The sequence below is a fragment of the Curtobacterium sp. NPDC089689 genome, from assembly GCF_044749145.1.
Classification (GTDB): Bacteria; Actinomycetota; Actinomycetes; order Actinomycetales; family Microbacteriaceae; genus Curtobacterium.
The window spans coordinates 1530513-1550392 of sequence record NZ_JBIVHJ010000001.1; the positions used below are offsets into that span (position 1 = coordinate 1530513).

The window sequence follows — 19880 nt, forward strand, 5'->3', positions numbered from 1 at the left end:
ATGGACTACTTCGTCAACCTGCTCAGCAGTCTCAGCCAGGAGGCCCTGGCACCCACCACGGCCGCGTTCGCCCTCGCCGCGATCGGTCTGAACGTGCACTTCGGCCTCACCGGGCTCGTGAACATGGGCCAGGCGGCGTTCCTGCTGCTCGGCGCGTACGGCTTCGCGATCTCGATCACGAACGGACTGCCCTTCGTGGTGGCGGTGCTCATCGCCCTCGCGATCGCGATCGTCTTCGCGGTCATCCTCGGCATCCCGACGCTGCGGCTCCGCGGCGACTACCTGGCGATCGTGACGATCTCCGGCGCCGAGATCATCCGCATGGTCGGCCGGTCGAGCCTCCTCACGGACACCACCGGCGGCTCGAACGGCATCGCCGGCTCGACCTACCGCGACCCGTTCAACGCGATCAGCCCGCTGCCGGACGGCACGACCACCATCCTGTGGTTCACGTACTCGAACAACGGCGTGAACGGCTGGTGGATCCGACTCGCGGCGTGGGGCCTCGTCGCCCTCTTCACCCTCGTGCTCTTCCTCCTCATGCGCAGCCCGTGGGGCCGTGTCGTGAAGGCGATCCGCGAGGACGAGGACGCCGTGCGCTCCCTCGGCAAGAACGTCTACTCGTACAAGATGCAGGCGCTCGTGTTCGGCGGCGCGCTCGGGGCCCTGGCCGGCGTGATCTACGTCCTGCCGAGTTCCGTGCAGCCCGACGCCATGGGCCGATCGATGACGTTCTTCATCTGGACGGCGCTCATCCTCGGCGGCGCGGCGACGGTGTTCGGGCCGGTGCTCGGCGCGGTGCTGTTCTTCGTCGTCCGACTCTTCATCCGCACGGTCGCGAGCGACTTCATCCCCGACTCGATCATGAACCAGCAGCAGGCGGAGCAGTTCTCCTACGTGCTCGTCGGCGTCGCGCTCATGCTCCTCATCGTGTTCCGTCCACAGGGACTCCTCGGCAACAAGAAGGAGCTGACGTTCAGTGTCTGAGTACAGCCACCCCAAGGCCGACCCGATCCTCACGGTCGACACCGTCACCCGTCGCTTCGGCGGCATGACCGCGGTCGACGTCGACCACCTCGAGGTCCAGCGGGGCTCGATCACCGCCCTGATCGGCCCGAACGGCGCCGGCAAGACGACGTTCTTCAACCTGCTCACGGGGTTCGACAAGCCGAGCCCCGGCGCGACGACCCGCTTCAACGGTGACACGCTGCAGAAGACGAGCGCGACGCACATCGCGAACAAGGGCATGGTCCGCACGTTCCAGCTCACCAAGGCGCTCTCGCGGCTCACGGTGATGCAGAACATGCTGCTCGGAGCGCGCGACCAGCCGGGCGAGAACTTCTTCGCCGCGCTCGTCCCTGCCCTCTGGCGACCCCGCGAGCGGGCCATCACCGCGAAGGCCGAGGAGATCCTCGCCCGCTTCAAGCTCGACACGAAGGCAGACGACTACGCCGGCTCGCTGTCGGGCGGCCAGCGGAAGCTGCTCGAGATGGCCCGCGCGCTCATGTCCGACCCGACGATGATCATGCTCGACGAGCCGATGGCCGGCGTGAACCCGGCGCTCACGCAGTCGCTCCTCGGGCACATCCAGTCCCTCCGCGACGACGGCATGACCGTGCTGTTCGTCGAGCACGACATGCACATGGTCCGGCACATCTCGGACTGGGTGGTCGTGATGGCCGAGGGCAAGGTCGTGGCCGAGGGACCGGCGGACACCGTGATGGACGACCAGGCCGTCATCGACGCGTACCTCGGCGCCCACCACGACACCGACCTGGGCGACGACTCACTCCTCACCGAGGAGACCTACGAAGAGCTCGCCGAGGAAGTCAAGGAAGAAGACGAGCAGGAGGCGACCCGATGACCGACGCACCGAACGCTGCGGACTCGAGCCGCGCCTCCAGTCCGGAAACGCCGGAAGCGCCGGAAGCGCCGCAGGCGGCGACCGCCACCCTGGACCGCGAGCCGGTCCTGAGCGCGAAGAACCTCGTCGCCGGCTACCTGCCCGGGGTGAACATCCTCAACGGCTGCGACCTCGACTGCTACCCCGGCGAGCTCATCGGCATCATCGGCCCGAACGGCGCCGGCAAGTCGACGCTCCTCAAGGCGCTCTTCGGCCTCGTCTCCGTCCGCGAGGGGTCCGTGAGCCTGCAGGGTGAGGACATCACGAACCTCAAGGCGAACAAGCTCGTCCAGGCGGGCGTCGGCTTCGTCCCGCAGACGAACAACGTGTTCCCGTCGCTCTCCATCGAGGAGAACCTGCAGATGGGGCTGTACCTCCGGCCCAGGAAGTTCGCCGAGCGCCTCGAGGTCATCTACGACCTCTTCCCGGTGCTCGCGCAGCGCCGCAACCAGCGGGCGGGGTCGCTCTCCGGCGGTGAGCGGCAGTCGGTCGCGATGGCCAGGGCGCTCATGATGGACCCGAAGGTGCTGCTCCTCGACGAGCCGAGCGCCGGCCTCTCACCCGTGCGGCAGGACGAGACGTTCATCCGCACACGCCGGATCAACAAGGCCGGTGTGTCGATCATCATGGTGGAGCAGAACGCGCGACGCTGTCTGCAGATCTGCGATCGTGGGTACGTGCTCGACCAGGGGAGGAACGCGTACTCGGGCACCGGGCGTGAGCTCGCCGACGACCCGAAGGTCATCGAGCTGTACCTGGGGACGCTCGCCAAGGACGTCGACTCGGCGCGGTAGCGCCGGTCGGCCGCGGGTCCCGCTGTGGGGGTGGGATCCGCACCGGGTGGGGCCGTGCGTGGACGCTCCGCGCCGCACGGCCCCATTCCCGTGTCGGTGGCCGCCCGTGGGGGCCGCTCCGCCGGTCGGGTCGGCACGCCCCCGGCAACGGACTGGAGGCACGGGTCGGCTCCGACGGTCGGCTACCGTGGTGCAGGTGCGCACTCCAGGTCCCCGCGCGCTCGACGCCGTCGTCTGGCTGCTCTTCGTCGCCCTGTTCGTCGGCGCCGCGCTGCTCGTGAAGGTCGCCGCGGTGCTGCTCGTCGTCCTCGTGGTGCTCGCGGTCCTGCTCGGCCTCACGTTGCGGGTCCTGCGGAAGCGTCGGTCGCGCGGCTGATCGCAGTTCATCCTCCGGGACGACAGCGCTCACCCGCGACCCCGATCCGCCGCGGGCACCCTGCCGCCACGCTGAGTGCGTGCCCACGCTCATCAACGACCCTCGCGTCCTCGCGGTCCCCGTCCGACCACGGCGCGAGCCGCTGGTGCCCGTGGCCGACCTCGGTGTCCGCACGACCTCGACCGGTGTCGGCGGACTCGTCCGCCGCGGGGTGGCGGAGCGCCTCGCCCGTGCCGACCGCGCCCTGCCCGCCGGCGTGCACCTGCTCGTCGTCGAGGGGTACCGGACGCTCGCGGCCCAGTGCGCGATCATCGCCGACTACCGTGCGACCCTCGCCGCCCTCCACCCCGGCGTCACCCCGGGCGAGCTCGACGACCTCGTCTCCCGCTTCGTCGCACCCGCGCAGGCGGCGCCGCACGTCGCCGGTGCGGCGGTCGACTGCACCCTCGTGGACGACGACGGCGACCAGCTCTGGATGGGCACGGCGATCGATGACACGCCCGAGCAGAGCGGCGGCCGGTGCTCCACGGGCTCGCCGGACATCGACGACGAAGCCCGGGCGAACCGAGCGCTCATGGCCTCGGTCCTCGAACCGGTCGGCATGGTGAACTACGAGACCGAGTGGTGGCACTGGAGCCACGGCGACCGGTACTGGGCGCACCGGACGGGAGCCGCCGCCGCGCGGTACGCGGCGGTCCCGGAGGCGTCCCGCGCCGCGGCGCGCAGCGCCGGCGCGGTGGACCCTCGGGTCGTCGCGTGACCGTCCTCGCGGCACCGGTGCCGACCACACCGGCGGTCGGGCCGCTCCGCACCGTGCACCCCGCCGCGATCGCCGCGAACGTCCGCCGGATCACCGCCCGCGGGCACGACCTCGTCGCCGTGGTGAAGGCCGACGGCTACGGCCACGGCGCCGAGGTCGTCGGTCGCACGGCGCTCGCCGCGGGGGCGTCCGCACTCGGCACCGCGACCCTCGCCGAGGCGCTCGTGCTCCGGGCCGCGGGCATCGACGCCCGCCTGCTCTGCTGGCTGCACCTCCCCGGGGCCGACTTCGCCGCCGCCGCGCGGGAGCGGATCGAGGTCGCGGTCGGCGACGAGGCGACGCTGGCCGCCGTGACGGACGCCGGACGGCTGACCCGCACCCCCGTCGTCGTGCACCTCCACGTCGACACCGGGATGGCGCGCGAGGGCGCCGAACCCCACCGCTGGCAGGGCCTCCTCGACGCCGCAGCCGCCGCCGAACGCGCCGGTCACGTGGTCGTGCGGGCGGTGATGGGGCACGTGCCGAACGCCGACCGTGCCTCGGCGTCGCGCGCGGCGACCCTCCTGCGGCTCGCCGGACTCGCGGCCGACCTGACGCTCGGGCACCCGGTCGACCTGCACCTCGGCGGGACCCCGGCCGCGTTCGCCGGGGCCGACCTGGCCGGCATCGCCGTGCGGGTCGGGGCGGCGCTCGTCGGCATCGGCCCCGCCGGTGCCGGACTCGTCCCCGCGATGACGGTCACCGCGCCGGTCGTCGCGGTGCGCTCGGTCCGTGCGGGCACCCCGGTCGGGTACGACGGCACGTGGACCGCGCCACGGGACGCCGTGCTCGCCGTGCTGCCGGTCGGGTACGCCGACGGTGTGCCCCGCGCCGCGTCGGGCTCCGCGCGGGTGGGCCTCCGCGGGCAGCTCGTGCCCGTGGTCGGGCGGATCAACATGGACCAGGTCGTGCTCGACGTGACCGGGCTGCCCGGGTCGCCCGTGGTGCCCGGAGAGGTCGCCACGCTGATCGGACCCGCGGGCGTGCCCGCCGGCGCCGGACCGACCGCCACCGACTGGGCCGACTGGGCCGACACGAACCCCCACGAGATCGTCACCGGACTCGGCGGCCGCATCGCGCGCACCGTCGCCACCACGAACAGCAGGAGCACCGCATGAGCACCACCGAGCCCGTCCGCGTCGTCGTCATCGGCGGCGGCGCCAACAGCGAGCACGAGGTGGGCCTCGCGAGCGCCGCCTCGGTCGCAGCCGCCCTCGACCCCACCCGGTACGCGGTCGCGCGCCTGACGATCGACCGCGACGGCGGCTGGCGCTCGGCCGACCTGCCGTGCTCGTTCCCCGAGGCCGCGGCGGTGCTCGCCGCGGCCGACGTGGTGTTCCCCGCCGTGCACGGCCCGGGTGGGGAGGACGGGTCGCTCGCGGCACTCGCCGCCCTCGCCGGGGTGCCCGTCGTCGGATCGCCCGTCGGGGCGGGGGCGGTCGCGATGGACAAGTGGGCGACGAAGCTCGTCGCCCAGGCCTCCGGGGTCGCCGTCGCACCGGGCACACTGCTGACGCGCGACGAGCGTCAGGACGCGGGTGCGGACGCGACGTCGCTCGGAGCAGCGGTCGGTCCGATGCCGTGGATCGTCAAGCCCGTGGCGGGCGGGTCGAGCTTCGGTGTGAGCCGCGTCGACGCCCCCGACCAGCTCGACGCCGCGCTCGCCGAGGCGTTCGCCCACGACGACCGCGTGCTCGTCGAGCGCATGGTGACCGGGCGCGAGGTCGACGTCGCCGTGCTCGAACGCCCGGACGGCGAGCTCGTCGTGGGGCCGCCGCTCGAGGTGCTGAACGACGCGGCCGGGTTCTTCGACGCGGACACGAAGTACGACGGCTCCGCACGGTTCGTGCTGCCCGCACCGCTCGACCCCGCCGTCGCGGAGCGCGTCGACGTGGTGGCCCGGACGCTCTTCGCCCGCCTCGGCTGCGCCGGTCTCGCGCGCGTCGACTGCTTCGTCACCCCTGACGGCGAGGTGGTCCTCAACGAGGTGAACACGATGCCCGGGCTGACCGCGCAGTCGCAGCTCCCGAAGATGTTCGCGTCGGTCGGGGTCGACTACCCCGATCTGCTGTCCGACCTGGTCGAGACCGCACTGCGCGGGGCGGGACGCACGACCGGTCCGGCACCGTCCACCCGGTCGGGGACCGCCGTGGAGGCCGCCCGGTAGGCTGTGCGCGTGAGTGAAGTCGAGATCGGTGCAGGCAAGCGCGGACGACGGGCGTACGCGTTCGACGACATCGCGGTGGTCCCCTCGCGACGCACGCGAGACCCGCGCGACGTCAGCGTGCAGTGGACGATCGACGCGTTCACCTTCGAGTCGCCGATCCTCTCCGCCCCGATGGACTCCGTCGCCTCCCCGGCCACGGTCATCCAGATGGGCAAGCTCGGCATCCTCGGCGTGCTCGACCTCGAGGGCCTGTGGACCCGCTACGAGGACCCGGCGCCGTACTACGAGGAGATCAAGGCCCTCGCCGACGGCAACGTCACCAAGCGCATGCAGGAGATCTACTCGGAGCCGATCAAGGCCGAGCTGATCACCGCACGCCTGGCCGAGATCCGCGCCGCTGGTGTCCCCGTCGCCGGCTCGCTCAGCCCGCAGCGCACGCAGGAGTTCTCGCAGACCGTCGTCGACGCCGGGGTCGACCTGTTCGTCATCCGCGGCACGACCGTGTCGGCCGAGCACGTCTCGCAGGACGAAGAACCGCTCAACCTCAAGAAGTTCATCTACGAGCTCGACGTCCCCGTCATCGTCGGCGGTGCCTCGACCTACACGTCGGCGCTCCACCTCATGCGCACCGGTGCCGCGGGCGTCCTGGTCGGCTTCGGCGGCGGCGCTGCGTCGACCACCCGGGCCGCGCTCGGCATCCACGCGCCGATGGCGACCGCGGTGGCGGACGTCGCCGGTGCACGCCGTGACTACATGGACGAGTCCGGCGGACGGTACGTCCACGTCATCGCCGACGGCGGGCTCGACACCGCGGGCGACGTCGTCAAGGCGATCGCCACGGGCGCCGACGCCGTCATGCTCGGCACCGCGCTGGCCCGGGCGACCGAGGCCCCCGGCGGTGGCTTCCACTGGGGTGCCGAGGCGCACCACCCGGAGCTGCCCCGCGGCCGTCGGGTCGAGGTCGGCACGATCGCCCCGCTCGAGAACGTCCTGCACGGCCCGACCCCCACGTGGGACGGCCGCGCGAACATCGTCGGCGCCCTGCGTCGGTCGATGGCGACGACCGGATACTCCGACGTCAAGGAGTTCCAGCGAGTAGAAGTGGTCGTGGCGCCGTACCACCAGCAGTGACGCTCCGGCGCCGACCGTGAACCGGAGGCGACCATGGCGAAGGCAACGACCACCAGCACCACGACCGACGGCCTGCCCGGCGGTGTCGGGTTCGACCCGACCGTGAAGCTCGGACCCGACGAACGCGCGGCCGCGATCGCGGCCCTCAAGGAGCACGAGGTCGACGTCCTCGTCGTCGGTGGTGGCATCGTCGGGGCCGGCAGTGCACTCGACGCAGCCACCCGTGGTCTGAGCGTCGGCATCGTCGAGGCCCGCGACTGGGGCTCCGGGACGTCGAGCCGCTCGTCGAAGCTCGTGCACGGCGGCATCCGCTACCTCGAGCAGCTCAACTTCGCCCTCGTCCGCGAGGCACTGATCGAACGCGGCCTGCTCCTCCAGCGCATCGCCCCGCACCTCGTGAAGCCCGTCCGCTTCCTCTACCCGCTCAACCACCGCGTGTGGGAGCGCTTCTACATCGGCATCGGCATGGCGATGTACGACGTGTTCAGCTGGTCCGGCGGCCGTCCGCCGGGAGTCCCGCACCACCGGCACCTCAGCCGCAAGCAGGTGCTCAAGAACATGCCGGGCCTGAAGAAGGACGCCTTCGTCGGCGGCATGACCTACTACGACGCCCAGGTCGACGACGCGCGCTACGTCGCCTCACTCGTCCGCACCGCGGCGTCGTACGGTGCCCACGCCGCGAGCCGGGTCCGCATCGAGGGCTTCATCAAGGTCGGGGAACGTGTCGTCGGTGCCCACGCGCACGACATCCAGACCGGCGAGGAGTTCGACATCCGGGCGAAGCAGGTCGTCAACGCTACGGGCGTCTGGACGGACGACACCCAGGCGATGGTCGGCACGCGCGGGCAGTTCAAGGTCCGTGCGTCGAAGGGCGTGCACCTCGTCATCCCGCGCGACCGCTTCCAGTCGAACACGGGCATGATCCTCCGCACCGAGAAGAGCGTCCTCTTCGTGATCCCGTGGGGTCGGCACTGGCTCGTCGGCACCACCGACACCGACTGGAACCTCGACAAGGCACACCCGGCGGCGACCGCGGCGGACATCGACTACATCCTCGAGCACGTCAACAAGGTGCTCGCGGTCCCGCTCACCCGCGAGGACGTCGAGGGTGTCTACGCCGGCCTCCGCCCACTGCTCGCCGGGGAGTCCGACCAGACCTCGCAGCTCAGCCGTGAGCACGTCGTCGCGCACACCGCCCCCGGACTCGTCGTCGTCGCCGGTGGCAAGTGGACCACGTACCGGGTGATGGGCAAGGACGCCATCGACGAGGCCGTCGCCGCGATGGACGGCAGGATCCCGGAGTCGACGACCGAGGACATCCCGCTGCTCGGCGCCGAGGGCTACCCCGCCGCGTGGAACCGGCGCGGCCGTACGGCCCGGCAGGTCGGCGTCCACAAGGTCCGGATCGAGCACCTGCTCAACCGCTACGGCACCCTGGCGACCGAGGTGCTCGCGCTCGTCGAGCAGGACCCCTCGCTCGCCGAACCCCTGCCGCAGGCCGACGACTACATCGGGGCCGAGGTCGTGTACGCGGCCTCGCACGAGGGCGCGCTGCACCTCGAGGACGTCCTCGCCCGCCGCACCCGCATCTCGATCGAGGCGTGGGACCGCGGGGAGTCGGCGGCCCCGGTCGCGGCGAAGCTCATGGCCGACGTCCTCGGCTGGGACCAGGAGACCACCGAGAACGAGGTCTCGAACTACCTCAAGCGCGTCGCTGCCGAGCGCGAGTCGCAGCTCCAGCCCGACGACGAGTCCGCGGACCGCGTGCGCCTCGAGGCGCCGGACATCGCGTTCGGCTTCGACGAGGACGACGTCGTCGTCGGTGGTGGCCGGTCGAGCGGCGCGGACGGCGCGAAGGCGTCCGACGAGCAGGTGGTGGGGGAGAAGACGAGCGAACCCCGGTAGGCGACGGACGTCGCCGACCCGCACCGTGCCTCCAGACCGACCTGGAGGCGCGGTGCGCGCCCGTCAGGCGGCCCGCGTCCGGCGTGCGGTGCGCCGGACGTGCCGGGCCTGGCCGACGACGAGCACGAACGGCAGGGCGACGAGCGCAGCGCCGCTCGTGCAGCCGAGCACCGTCGGCCAGACGGTGTGCGGGCCGCCGGAGCCCGGGTACGAGTCCGCGAGGTCCATGCCGAGGAACCACGACGACTGGAAGACCGCGGCCGCGCCGAGGACCACGAGGCCGAGGTGCAGCGCCACGACGACGAACGCGGGCAGGTGCTGCCGGGTGCCGAGCACGGCGACGCCGACGCCGAGGAGCGCGCCGATCCCCGCGACGACCAGCACACCGACGACGTCCTGCGCGGACGAGTTCCCCATCGCGTCGACGTGCGCGTAGACCGCCGCGAGCGAGCGGCCCGGTGCGACCGAGAGCGGTTCGGACACGAGCGCGTTCACCGCGAGCAGCGCCGCGTAGGCGACGACGACGGCGGTACCAGCGACCGCGACGGACTTGGAGGTCATGCGGCGACCGTAGTGCCGCCGCACGGCCACCGACATCGGCCCGGAGGACGATCCCGGGCACCGGAATGCCCCGACCCTGCCGGTGGTTATCATCGTGGTACTCGGAAAGGGAGGCCATCTCATGGTCGACGTCCATCGCGTCAAGCTCCCCGGAGTCGGCGTGCTGCACAGCTTCTACACCGACGACGGTGGCAAGTGCGGTGTCATCACGCACCGGTCGGGACACTCCGACCTCATCTCCTTCGCGGACGTCTCGGACGGCGCGGACAAGTCGGAAAAGGTGTCGCTGCGCCTCAGCGAGGACGAAGCGCACACCCTCGCGGAGCTGCTCGGCGGCACCCGCATCACCGAGGGCCTCGACAAGCTCGACGAGATCCCCGGCCTCAGCATCGACTGGTTCTCCGTCGACTACGAGGACACCATCGCGGGCAAGCCCCTCGGCGACCTCCACGACTCGGGGTTCATCGGCCTGACGGTCGTCGCGGTGGTCCGTGGCGACAGCGCCAACCCCGCGCCCTCGCCGGACTTCGTCGTGTTCCCCGGCGACACCATCGTCGTCGCGGGCGCGCCCGAGAAGGTCGCCAAGGCCTTCTCGTTCTACCGCAGCGGAGAGCTCGCGGCCGCACCGGCCGAGGCCCCGCGCCGGAGCTGACGCGTGCACCTGGGTGGTGAGCTGCTCACCATCGGTGTGCTCTTCGTCATCGCCTACGTCCTCGGACGCCTCGGCAAGACCATCGGGCTCCCGGCGATCCCGATCTACATGGTGGTCGGGCTCATCGCGAGCCCGCACACCCCGTGGATCGGCCTCAACGTCGAGTCGCACACGATCGAGCTCATCGCGACGTTCGGGCTCGTGCTCCTCCTGTTCAACCTCGGACTCGAGTTCGACCAGGAGGAGTTCTACGGCAACGCCGGCAAGCTCCTCGTCTCCGGTGGCACCTACGTCGCCATCAACATGGGGATCGGCTTCGCGTTCGGGTTCTCGCTCGGCTGGGGCACCCGCGAAGCCCTGATCATCGCGGGCATGACCGCGACGTCGTCCAGTGCGATCGTCACGAAGCTCCTCATCGAACTCCGGCGGCTCGCGAACGACGAGACGCCGATGATCCTCGGCGTCACCGTCATCGAGGACGTCTTCATCGCCATCTACCTGGCGATCGTGTCGGTCGTGCTCTCCGGCGACACGAACATCTGGGGCGTCGTGGGCAAGCTCGCGCTGGCGTTCGGCTTCCTCATCGTGATGTTCACGCTCGCCCGGTTCGCCGGCAAGTGGGTGTCGAAGATCTTCGCCACCCGCGACGACGAGCTCTTCACGGTGCTGTTCTTCGGCCTCGCGGTGATGTTCGGCGGGATCGGCGAGATCCTCGGCGTCACCGACGCGATCGGCGCGTTCGTGATCGGCCTGCTCTGCGGTGCCACGCGCTACCGCGACCGCATCGAGCAGCTCGCCCTGCCGATGCGCGACGTGTTCGCGGCGTTCTTCTTCGTGAACTTCGGTCTCGGACTCGACCTGTCGACCTTCGGCGAGGTGCTCTGGCCGGTCCTCGGCGCGATCGGCATGACCGTCGTGCTCAACGCCGTCGCCGGTCAGATCGTCGCCCGCATGAACGGGTTCAACGTCCAGCAGGGGATCAACACCGCCGTCATCCTGGTGAACCGTGGCGAGTTCGCACTGATCCTCGCGACGCTCTCGGCTGCCGCCGGCCTGGAGGCGCGGATCACCGCGTTCGCGGGCCTCTACGTCCTCGTCATGGCCGTCCTGGGTCCGCTGCTCGCCGTGAACTCGGACCGGATCGGCCGCCTCGTTGTGCGTCCGGCGCGCGTCGCGCGGCTGCGCCAGCGCCTCCGCGCGCGGCTCGGCGGCCGCGGGGGCGCCGTGCCCGTCGGCGCGTCCGGACCCGCCCTCGACGAGGCGATCGACTCGGCCGCGGAGGCCGGGGTCGCTGACGAGGACGCCTCCAGGGCTGCCCGTCGCGCCGAACGCGACCGCCAGTTCGCGGAGGAGTTCGCGCTCGTGGAGGCCGCTGGGAGGGAAGAGCGCGAGAATGGTGCACCGGAGCCCCGTGACGAACCCGTGACGTCGTCGGTGGAGATCCCCGCCGAGCGTCCCGAACGCCCGGTGCGACAGCGCGATCCGGAGTACTGATACAGATGTGGGCCGTTGCCCGACGACCGAAGTGGATCGCGCTGCTGCTGCTCGCGCTCGTGCTCGCGGCGGTGTTCGCGTTCCTGGGCAAGTGGCAGCTCGAGCGGAGCATCCAGAACGGCAAGCCCCTGCCCGCGACCACCGAGACGCAGCGGACGCTCGACGACGCCCTCGCTCCGATGAAGCCCGTCACCGAGGCGCTCGCCGGGCAGAAGGTCACCGTCACCGGCACCTTCGTCGCGGGTGACACCACCGTCCTGACAGGGCGGAGCGGCGGCGGGACGTACCAGACCGTCGGACACCTCGTCGACTCCGGGACGGGCGCGAGCCTCCCGGTCGTGATCGGCTGGTCCGACCGGCGGGCCGCAGCCGTCGCAGGCGGGGACCGGGTCGCCGACGGGCAGACGATGACGATCGAGGGTCGGCTCTACCCGGAGGAGTCGCCCGACCAGGACACCTACACCGAGGGCGAGTACTCGGCCGTGGCGCCGGCACGGTTCGTCAACACGTGGAAGCAGTTCGACGACCGCATGTACCTCGGGTACGTGGTCGCCGACGGGTCCACCGCGAAGGCGGCCGACCTCGGCACCATCGCCGACCGTGCACCGACGCGCGAGGTCCAGTTCGACTGGCTCAACCTCTTCTACGCGGTCGAGTGGGCCGTGTTCGCGGGGTTCGCCGTGTTCCTCTGGTACCGCTTCGTGAAGGACGCCTGGGAGCGCGAGGAAGAGGACCGCCGTGAGCGCCTCCACAGCGCCGACGGGGCGCTCGTCGACCGACGGTAGGATGGCCGATATGGCTCTGACCGTCCGACCCCGCGACGTCCCGAAGATCCCGGGAGCGGTGAAGTGGTACCGCGTCTCCGCGTACATCACCGGTGTGCTGCTCCTGGCCCTCGTGGTCGAGGTCATCATCAAGTACACGCCGCTGCAGCTCGAGATGCAGCTCGGCAACGGCCCGTTCTTCGTCCCGAACGGCACGGCCGGCGAAGCTCCCGGCACGTTCAACCTGTCGATCGCGATCCTCATCGCGCACGGCTGGCTGTACGTCCTCTACCTCTTCACGGACTTCCGTCTGTGGAGCGTCATGCGCTGGAGGCCCTCGCGCTTCCTGCTCATCGCCCTCGGCGGCATCATCCCGTTCATGTCCTTCGTGGTCGAGCACCGCATGCAGCAGAAGGCCATGGACACCTACCACGAGCTGACCGCTGCCCAGCAGCGTGAGAAGGAGGCCGCTCGGTGAGCGAGACCGACCAGCGTCCCGTCCTCGTCGTCGACTTCGGAGCCCAGTACGCGCAGCTCATCGCTCGCCGCGTCCGCGAGGCCAACGTCTACAGCGAGATCGTCCCCCACTCGATCACCGCGGACGAGGTGAAGGCGAAGGACCCCTCGGCCATCGTGCTGTCCGGTGGTCCGTCGTCCGTCTACGAACCGGGTGCGCCCTCGCTCGACGGCGACATCCTCGACCTCGGCGTCCCGGTGCTCGGCATCTGCTACGGCTTCCAGGCCATGGCGACCGCGCTCGGCGGCGAGGTCGCCCAGACCGGGCAGCGCGAGTACGGCGCGACCGACGTCACCGTCACGGGCACCGACAGCGTGCTGCTCGGCGACCAGCCGGCGTCGCAGGTCACGTGGATGTCGCACGGCGACTCCGTGGCGAAGGCCCCCGAGGGCTTCGAGGTGCTCGCGTCGAGCGCGTCGACCCCCGTCGCGGCGTTCGCGTCCGACGAGCGCAAGCTGTACGGCGTGCAGTGGCACCCCGAGGTCAAGCACTCGGCGTTCGGCCAGGCCGTGCTCGAGAACTTCCTCCACCGCGCCGCCGGGCTGCCCGGTGACTGGAACTCCGCCAACGTCATCGACGAGCAGGTCGCGCGCATCAAGGAGCAGGTCGGTTCCGCGCGCGTCATCGCCGGGCTCTCCGGCGGCGTCGACTCCGCCGTGGCCGCAGCCCTCGTGCACAAGGCCGTCGGTGACCAGCTCACGTGCGTGTTCGTCGACCACGGACTCCTGCGCGCCGACGAGCGCAAGCAGGTGGAAGAGGACTACGTCGCCTCCACCGGTGTCCGGCTCGTCACGGTCGACGCGGAGCAGCAGTTCCTCGACGCCCTCGCGGGGGTGAGCGACCCGGAGCAGAAGCGCAAGATCATCGGCCGTGAGTTCATCCGTACCTTCGAGGCCGCCGCCGAGGCGCTCGTGCTCGAAGCTCGCGGAGACGACGAGGCGGGCGAGGTCAAGTTCCTCGTGCAGGGCACCCTCTACCCCGACGTGGTCGAGTCCGGCGGTGGCTCCGGCACGGCGAACATCAAGTCGCACCACAACGTCGGCGGTCTGCCCGAGGACATGACCTTCGAGCTCGTCGAGCCGCTGCGCACCCTGTTCAAGGACGAGGTGCGCGCCGTCGGCCGCGAGCTCGGGCTGCCCGAGGTCATCGTCGGACGTCAGCCGTTCCCCGGTCCGGGGCTCGGCATCCGCATCGTGGGCGAGGTCACGAAGGACCGCCTCGAGCTGCTCCGTGCCGCCGACAAGATCGCCCGCGAGGAACTCACCGCGGCCGGCCTCGACGAGGAGATCTGGCAGTGCCCGGTCGTCCTGCTCGCCGATGTCCGCTCCGTGGGTGTCCAGGGCGACGGCCGCACGTACGGCCACCCGATCGTGCTCCGTCCTGTGTCCTCCGAGGACGCCATGACCGCCGACTGGACGCGCCTGCCGTACGACACCCTCGCGAAGATCTCGAACCGCATCACGAACGAGGTCCCGGACGTGAACCGCGTCGTGCTCGACGTCACGTCGAAGCCGCCGGGGACGATCGAGTGGGAGTAGTCACTCCCTGACGCCCGAGGGCCCGGCGCGCGTTCTGCGTGCCGGGCCCTCGTGCGTCCGGGGCGCGGGCGCACTGTTCCCGTTCGTGCCGTTGCGCGCACGCCGCTGCACGCTTGCCGTTGTCTCGGGTGGGCACGACGCCCCGTCTGCTCGGCCTCGACCGGTCACGAAACGTCGCTCGGCGTCGAGGATGCCGACACCCCGTGACCGCTGGGCATCCGCACGCGGGGATGTGCGACCACGCGGCGGCCGGGTCCACCGGTGTCGGGGATGCTCGGTGTCGACCCGCGCGCGCTCAGGGCCCTGGCACGACGAAGGGCCCCGGCGTGTTCGCCGGGGCCCTCCTGGTCCTGCTGCGCGCGAGTGCTAGTTGCGCGAGCTGCTCGCGATGATGGCGAGGATGCGGAGGATCTCCAGGTACAGCCACACGATCGTCACGACGAGACCGAACGCCGCCGTCCACGCGTAGATCCGGGGAGCGCCGCGCTCGACGCCCGTCTTGATCTGGTCGAAGTCGAGCACGAGCGAGTACGCCGCCATGATCACGACGAAGATGCCGATGATCACACCCCACGGGATGCCGAACAGGAAGCTCGGCTGGCTCATGACGCCGAACGTGCCCTGGGTGACGCCCGTCCAGATGAGGACGAGGTTGATCAGCTGGAAGACCAGGTACCCGACCATCGCGACGAGGAAGAACCGCGTGGCCTTCGGCGTCGCGCGGATCTTGCCCGAGCGGAAGAGCAGGAGCGTGATCGCGAACACGCCGAGCGTGCCGAAGACGGCCTGCGGCACGATACCGCCGAAGGCTCCCTGGTAAGCGGCGGAGATGCCACCGACGAACAGGCCCTGGACGCCGGAGTACGCCAGGACGAGTCCGGGTGAGGGCTTCTTCTTGAAGGTGTTCACCAGGGCGAGGACGAAGCCGACCACCATGGCGACGATCCAGACGACCGGCGGGAGGTTCCAACCGGCCACCGCGCCGACGACGAGCACACCGAAGGCGAGGAGCGTCTTGACGATGGTGTCCTCGTACGACATGCGGTCGGTGTCGACCGGGGAGGCCGACGGACGGTCGTACATGTACTGCAGCTGGTCAGGGGTCATCCCTTGCTGCGGCGTCTGACCCCAGCCAGCCTGCTGCTGTCCGGCGCCCGCGCCCCAGGCGTTCCGGCCCGCGTCGTTGAAGGCGGGGGACTGGTCGAAACCGGGCTTGAAGGCCATGGTGTCCTCTCATGGATGATTCGAGTCCTCTCAGCCTACGGACCAGGTGGCCTGGAAGGCTGTGGATTCGCGGCGAGCGGAACGGCCGTCCCGTGGTCGCCTGCGGCGATCGTCGCAGGCCCGGCTCGGAGTTCGCCGTGCCGGGCCTGAGCACCTGACGGAGGTGGGCTGAACGACGGCGGCGAGCCGTGCCTCCAGGCCGGTACCGTGCACGCATGACCCTCGTCATCGCCCACCGCGGCGCGTCCGGACACCGTCCCGAGCACTCGCGCAGCGCCTACGACCTCGCGATCGCGATGGGGTGCGACGCGATCGAGCCCGACCTCGTCCCGACGCGCGACGGCGTCCTCGTGCTGCGGCACGAGAACGAGATCTCCGGCACGACCGACGTCGCCGACCACCGCGAGTTCGCCGACAGGCGGACCACGAAGACGGTCGACGGGCAGACCCTGACCGGGTGGTTCACCGAGGACTTCACGTGGGCGGAGCTGCAGACGCTGCGGACCCGCGAGCGGCTGCCCGCCCTGCGACCCGCCTCCGCAGCGCACGACGGCGAGGACCCGATCCTGCGGCTCGAGGACCTCCTCGCGATCCTCGACGACGCCCCTCGGCCGGTGGGGCTGGTCGCCGAGGTCAAGCACGCCACGTACTTCGAGCGGGCCGGGTTCCCGATGGGCGCGATGCTCGACGAGGTGCTCGCGGGCGCTGGGTGGCGGCAGGACGAGCGGCTCACGGTCGAGAGCTTCGAGAAGGGCGTGCTCCGCGACCTCCGCACGCGTCGGACCGGTGGCCGGCTCGTGTACCTCCAGGAGGCGCGGGGCAGCGCCGCCGACGAGGTCGCGTCCCACGGGTCGCTGGCCCCCTCCTACGCGTCCGAGCGGTCCGACGAGGCGCTCGCGGAGCTCGCCACCGAGTTCCACGGGATCAGCCTCGACCTGGGGACCCTGATGGCGGGCGTCGACACCCGCGCGGTGGACGACCGCGGGCCGGTGCGCAGCGCGATCGTCGGCCGGGCGCACGACGCCGGGCTCGACGTGTTCACGTGGACCCTGCGGCCGGAGAACCGCTTCCTGCCGGCACCGCTCCGGCGAGGCGGCGACGTGGCGGCGCACGGTGACTGGGAGCGGTGGTTCACGTCGATCGTCCGGACCGGTGTGGACGGGGTGTTCGCGGACCACACGGACCTCGCCGTCCGCGCCCGTTCGAGCGTCGGGCCCGCTTCGGCTGTCGGGGGCCCCGCCTAGACTGTTGCGGACATGACGATCGTGCTGGACCCATTCGACTCGTCGCCCGAGCAGGGTGGCGGGGCCGCTGCCTACGAAGACCCGTTCACCGCGGGTCTGAACCCCCAGCAGAAGGAAGCCGTCGAGTACCGCGGCGAGTCCCTGCTCATCGTCGCGGGTGCCGGATCGGGCAAGACCAGCGTGCTGACACGGCGGATCGCGCTGTTGCTCGCCAACCGCGAGGCCTGGCCGTCGCAGATCCTGGCGATCACGTTCACGAACAAGGCCGCCGCCGAGATGCGCGAGCGGGTGCGCGCCCTCGTCGGCAACGAGGCCGAGGGCATGTGGATCTCGACGTTCCACTCCGCGTGCGTGCGCATCCTGCGGCGCGAGGCCGAGCGGTTCGGGTTCTCGCAGTCGTTCACGATCTACGACTCGGCCGACTCCCGTGCGCTCCTCAAGCGGATCATCAAGGAGTACGAGGCGGACCAGCTCGGCCTGACGGTCGGTGCGGCGGCGTCGAAGATCTCCAAGCTCAAGAACGAGCTGCAGGACGTCGACACCTACGTCCGGAACATCAACGCGAACGATCCGCAAGAGGTCATGTTCGCCCAGGTGTTCCGCCGCTACACCGACGAGCTCCGTCGCGCGAACGCGTTCGACTTCGACGACCTCATCGGGCAGACGGTGTTCCTCTTCCGGGCCTTCCCCGACGTCGCGGCGCTGTACCAGCGGCGGTTCCGGTTCATCCTCGTCGACGAGTACCAGGACACGAACCACGCGCAGTACGCCCTCATCCGTGAGCTCACCCGTCCGGTGCCCGTCGAGCAGGTCGACGCGCTCGAGGACGCCGGCCAGCACGTCGAACGCATGCGGGAGCGCGACGGGTCGATCGCGCCGGCGTCACTGACCGTCGTCGGTGACTCGGACCAGTCGATCTACGCCTTCCGCGGGGCGGACATCCGCAACATCGTCGAGTTCGAGCGGGACTTCCCGAACTCGAAGGTCATCCTGCTCGAGCAGAACTACCGGTCGACGCAGAACATCCTCGACGCCGCGAACGCCGTCATCGCGAACAACTTCGACCGGCAGGCGAAGAACCTGTTCACCGACGTCGGCGCCGGCGACAAGATCGTCGGCTTCACCGGGTACACCGGCCACGACGAGGCCCAGTTCGTCGCGGACGAGGTCCAGCGGCTGCACGAGGGCGGCACGGCCTACCGGGACATGGCGGTCTTCTACCGGACGAACTCGCAGACGCGTGCGCTGGAGGAGATCTTCATCCGGGCGGCGATCCCGTACCGGGTGCTCGGCGGCACGAAGTTCTACGAGCGCGCCGAGATCAAGGACGCGATGGCGTACCTGATCACGATCGCCAACCCGGCCGACCCGATGGCGCTCCGCCGCATCCTGAACGTCCCGAAGCGCGGCATCGGGGCGGTCACCGAGACGACGCTGCAACGGTACGCGGACGAACACGAGACGACGATGCGCGAGGCCCTGCGGCACGCGGACGAGCTCGGCTTCGGTCCGAAGGTCCGGAACGCGATCACCGCGTTCGCGGCGCTCCTCGACGACGTCTCCGCCAAGGCCCAGGACCAGCCGGTCGTCGACACCCTGACGCAGTTGCTCGACGGCTCCGGGCTGCTCGAGAACCTCCGGAAGTCGCCCGACGCGCAAGACGCTGCGCGGGCGGACAACATCGACGAGCTCGTCGCGGTCACGCGCGAGTTCCAGAAGAACAACCCGGACGGCACGCTCTCGGACTTCCTCACCGAGGTCTCCCTCGTCGCGGCGGCGGACGAGCTCGACGACTCCTCCGGAACGGTGTCCCTGATGACGCTGCACACGGCGAAGGGCCTCGAGTACGACGCGGTGTTCCTCACCGGCGTCGAGGAAGACCTGCTGCCGCACCGGATGTCCGCGAACGAACCGGGCGGGCCTGCCGAGGAACGCCGGCTCTTCTACGTCGGGATCACCCGCGCGAAGAAGTCGCTCTTCCTGTCGCTCGCGATGACCCGCGCGCAGTTCGGTGACGTCAACGTGGCGATGCCGTCCCGCTTCCTGCAGGAGATCCCCGAGGGGCTCATCGAGTGGAAGCAGTCGCCGGGCATGGCGAACAGCCGCGGTGGCACCGAGCCGCGGGCACTGAACGCACGGCGCGGTGGCCTCGGTGGCGCGGGCGGTGCTGGCGGCGCAGGTGGCGGCTACCGCGGTGGTGGTGGCTGGGGCGGCGGGTCGTACGACCGGGCTGCCGCGGCGCAGAAGACCCGCCCGAAGACCGAGTGGGCGAACCGGGTGTCCGGGCAGGTCCGCGACAACGGCGACCTCGAGCTCGTGGCCGGCGATCGCATCAAGCACCTCGACTTCGGTGAGGGCACGGTCTCGGCGGTGACAGGGCAGGGCGCCAAGCGGATCGCCGAGATCGCGTTCGACTCGGCGGGCCGCAAGAAGCTCCTCATCAAGATCGCCCCCATCGAGAAGCTCTAGCGACGCGACGCGACGCGACGCGGCGCCAGCGGGCGCGGCGCCAGCAAACGCGGCGGCGGCGCGACGGCGCGCGACGGCGCGCGCGGGACGTCGGCGCACAACCGAAGGCACGTCGAACCGCTCGTTTCCGCGGTTCGAGCCGACTTTGCTTGTGCGAACGCTGCGCACCCCGCGGACGCCACGGCGCGCGCCAGCGGGCATGCCGGACTTCGGCGCCCAACCGGAGGCACGTCGAACCGCGCGTTTCCGCGATGCGAACCGCCTCCGGTTGTGCGAACGGGCGCACGCCGACGGACGCGACGGCGCACGCCCGCGGGCACAGCGCCGGCGGGCGCAACGGCT

General features: G+C 70.9%; 18 protein-coding genes. 16 read left to right on the plus strand and 2 right to left on the minus strand.

Translation table 11 applies throughout. The annotated features are described in order from the left end of the window. The 9 genes from ACIPYW_RS07485 to ACIPYW_RS07525 all read left to right on the plus strand — a co-directional run bounded on the left by ACIPYW_RS07485 (position 1) and on the right by ACIPYW_RS07525 (position 9075). Positions 1-987 (plus strand): branched-chain amino acid ABC transporter permease, encoded by a 987-nt coding sequence (locus ACIPYW_RS07485; protein ID WP_290133610.1) that lies wholly within the window; start codon positions 1-3, stop codon positions 985-987. Then, positions 980-1864 (plus strand): ABC transporter ATP-binding protein, encoded by an 885-nt coding sequence (locus tag ACIPYW_RS07490; RefSeq protein WP_058725420.1) that lies wholly within the window; start codon positions 980-982, stop codon positions 1862-1864. The genes ACIPYW_RS07485 and ACIPYW_RS07490 overlap by 8 nt, the downstream gene beginning before the upstream one ends. After that, positions 1861-2697 (plus strand): ABC transporter ATP-binding protein, encoded by an 837-nt coding sequence (locus ACIPYW_RS07495; protein ID WP_400412258.1) that lies wholly within the window; start codon positions 1861-1863, stop codon positions 2695-2697. Before ACIPYW_RS07490 ends, ACIPYW_RS07495 begins: the two co-directional genes overlap by 4 nt. A 196-nt stretch (positions 2698-2893) precedes the next feature. Next, a complete protein-coding gene (locus tag ACIPYW_RS07500; protein WP_400412260.1) occupies positions 2894-3073 on the plus strand; it encodes a hypothetical protein in 180 nt (59 codons plus the stop codon). 79 nt (positions 3074-3152) lie between these two features. Further along, entirely contained in the window at positions 3153-3833 is a 681-nt protein-coding gene (locus ACIPYW_RS07505; RefSeq protein WP_400412262.1) for a M15 family metallopeptidase, read from the plus strand. After that, complete coding sequence (gene alr / locus ACIPYW_RS07510) at positions 3830-4990, plus strand: alanine racemase (protein WP_400412264.1); 1161 nt, start codon at positions 3830-3832, stop codon at positions 4988-4990. The genes ACIPYW_RS07505 and alr overlap by 4 nt, the downstream gene beginning before the upstream one ends. Next, positions 4987-6039 (plus strand): D-alanine--D-alanine ligase, encoded by a 1053-nt coding sequence (locus tag ACIPYW_RS07515; RefSeq protein WP_400412267.1) that lies wholly within the window; start codon positions 4987-4989, stop codon positions 6037-6039. Before alr ends, ACIPYW_RS07515 begins: the two co-directional genes overlap by 4 nt. Positions 6040-6048: 9 nt before the next feature. Beyond that, positions 6049-7170 carry a GuaB3 family IMP dehydrogenase-related protein gene (locus ACIPYW_RS07520; protein ID WP_400412269.1) on the plus strand — a complete coding sequence of 374 codons (1122 nt, stop codon included), beginning with the start codon at positions 6049-6051 and terminating at the stop codon, positions 7168-7170. Between the two features lie 33 nt (positions 7171-7203). Further along, positions 7204-9075: a glycerol-3-phosphate dehydrogenase/oxidase gene (locus ACIPYW_RS07525; RefSeq protein WP_400412271.1), complete on the plus strand. Its 1872-nt coding sequence runs from the start codon at positions 7204-7206 to the stop codon at positions 9073-9075. 63 nt (positions 9076-9138) lie between these two features. On the opposite strand, the gene ACIPYW_RS07530 is transcribed toward ACIPYW_RS07525, so the two are convergent. After that, a complete protein-coding gene (locus tag ACIPYW_RS07530; RefSeq protein ID WP_400412274.1) occupies positions 9139-9636 on the minus strand; it encodes a hypothetical protein in 498 nt (165 codons plus the stop codon). 121 nt (positions 9637-9757) lie between these two features. On the opposite strand from ACIPYW_RS07530, the gene ACIPYW_RS07535 reads away from it, so the two are divergent. Genes ACIPYW_RS07535 through guaA form a run of 5 tightly spaced genes read left to right on the plus strand, consistent with a single transcriptional unit; the run spans position 9758 to position 14601 of the window. Then, positions 9758-10288 carry a cation:proton antiporter regulatory subunit gene (locus ACIPYW_RS07535; protein WP_400412277.1) on the plus strand — a complete coding sequence of 177 codons (531 nt, stop codon included), beginning with the start codon at positions 9758-9760 and terminating at the stop codon, positions 10286-10288. A gap of 3 nt (positions 10289-10291) precedes the next feature. Continuing rightward, entirely contained in the window at positions 10292-11782 is a 1491-nt protein-coding gene (locus ACIPYW_RS07540; protein WP_290133620.1) for a cation:proton antiporter, read from the plus strand. A gap of 5 nt (positions 11783-11787) precedes the next feature. After that, positions 11788-12567, plus strand: a complete 780-nt coding sequence (locus ACIPYW_RS07545) for an SURF1 family cytochrome oxidase biogenesis protein (protein ID WP_400412278.1) — start codon at positions 11788-11790, stop codon at positions 12565-12567. A 10-nt stretch (positions 12568-12577) separates the two neighbouring features. After that, entirely contained in the window at positions 12578-13024 is a 447-nt protein-coding gene (locus ACIPYW_RS07550; protein WP_400412281.1) for a DUF3817 domain-containing protein, read from the plus strand. Continuing rightward, complete coding sequence (guaA, locus tag ACIPYW_RS07555; RefSeq protein WP_400412283.1) at positions 13021-14601, plus strand: glutamine-hydrolyzing GMP synthase; 1581 nt, start codon at positions 13021-13023, stop codon at positions 14599-14601. The genes ACIPYW_RS07550 and guaA overlap by 4 nt, the downstream gene beginning before the upstream one ends. Positions 14602-14967: 366 nt before the next feature. On the opposite strand, the gene ACIPYW_RS07560 is transcribed toward guaA, so the two are convergent. Continuing rightward, positions 14968-15825: a Bax inhibitor-1/YccA family protein gene (locus ACIPYW_RS07560; RefSeq protein WP_400412286.1), complete on the minus strand. Its 858-nt coding sequence runs from the start codon at positions 15823-15825 to the stop codon at positions 14968-14970. 215 nt (positions 15826-16040) lie between these two features. On the opposite strand from ACIPYW_RS07560, the gene ACIPYW_RS07565 reads away from it, so the two are divergent. Together ACIPYW_RS07565 and ACIPYW_RS07570 are read left to right on the plus strand one after the other, a co-directional pair. Further along, positions 16041-17069: a glycerophosphodiester phosphodiesterase family protein gene (locus ACIPYW_RS07565; RefSeq protein WP_400412288.1), complete on the plus strand. Its 1029-nt coding sequence runs from the start codon at positions 16041-16043 to the stop codon at positions 17067-17069. A gap of 12 nt (positions 17070-17081) precedes the next feature. After that, a complete protein-coding gene (locus tag ACIPYW_RS07570) occupies positions 17082-19538 on the plus strand; it encodes an ATP-dependent helicase (RefSeq protein WP_400412290.1) in 2457 nt (818 codons plus the stop codon). Positions 19539-19880: the final 342 nt, after the last annotated feature.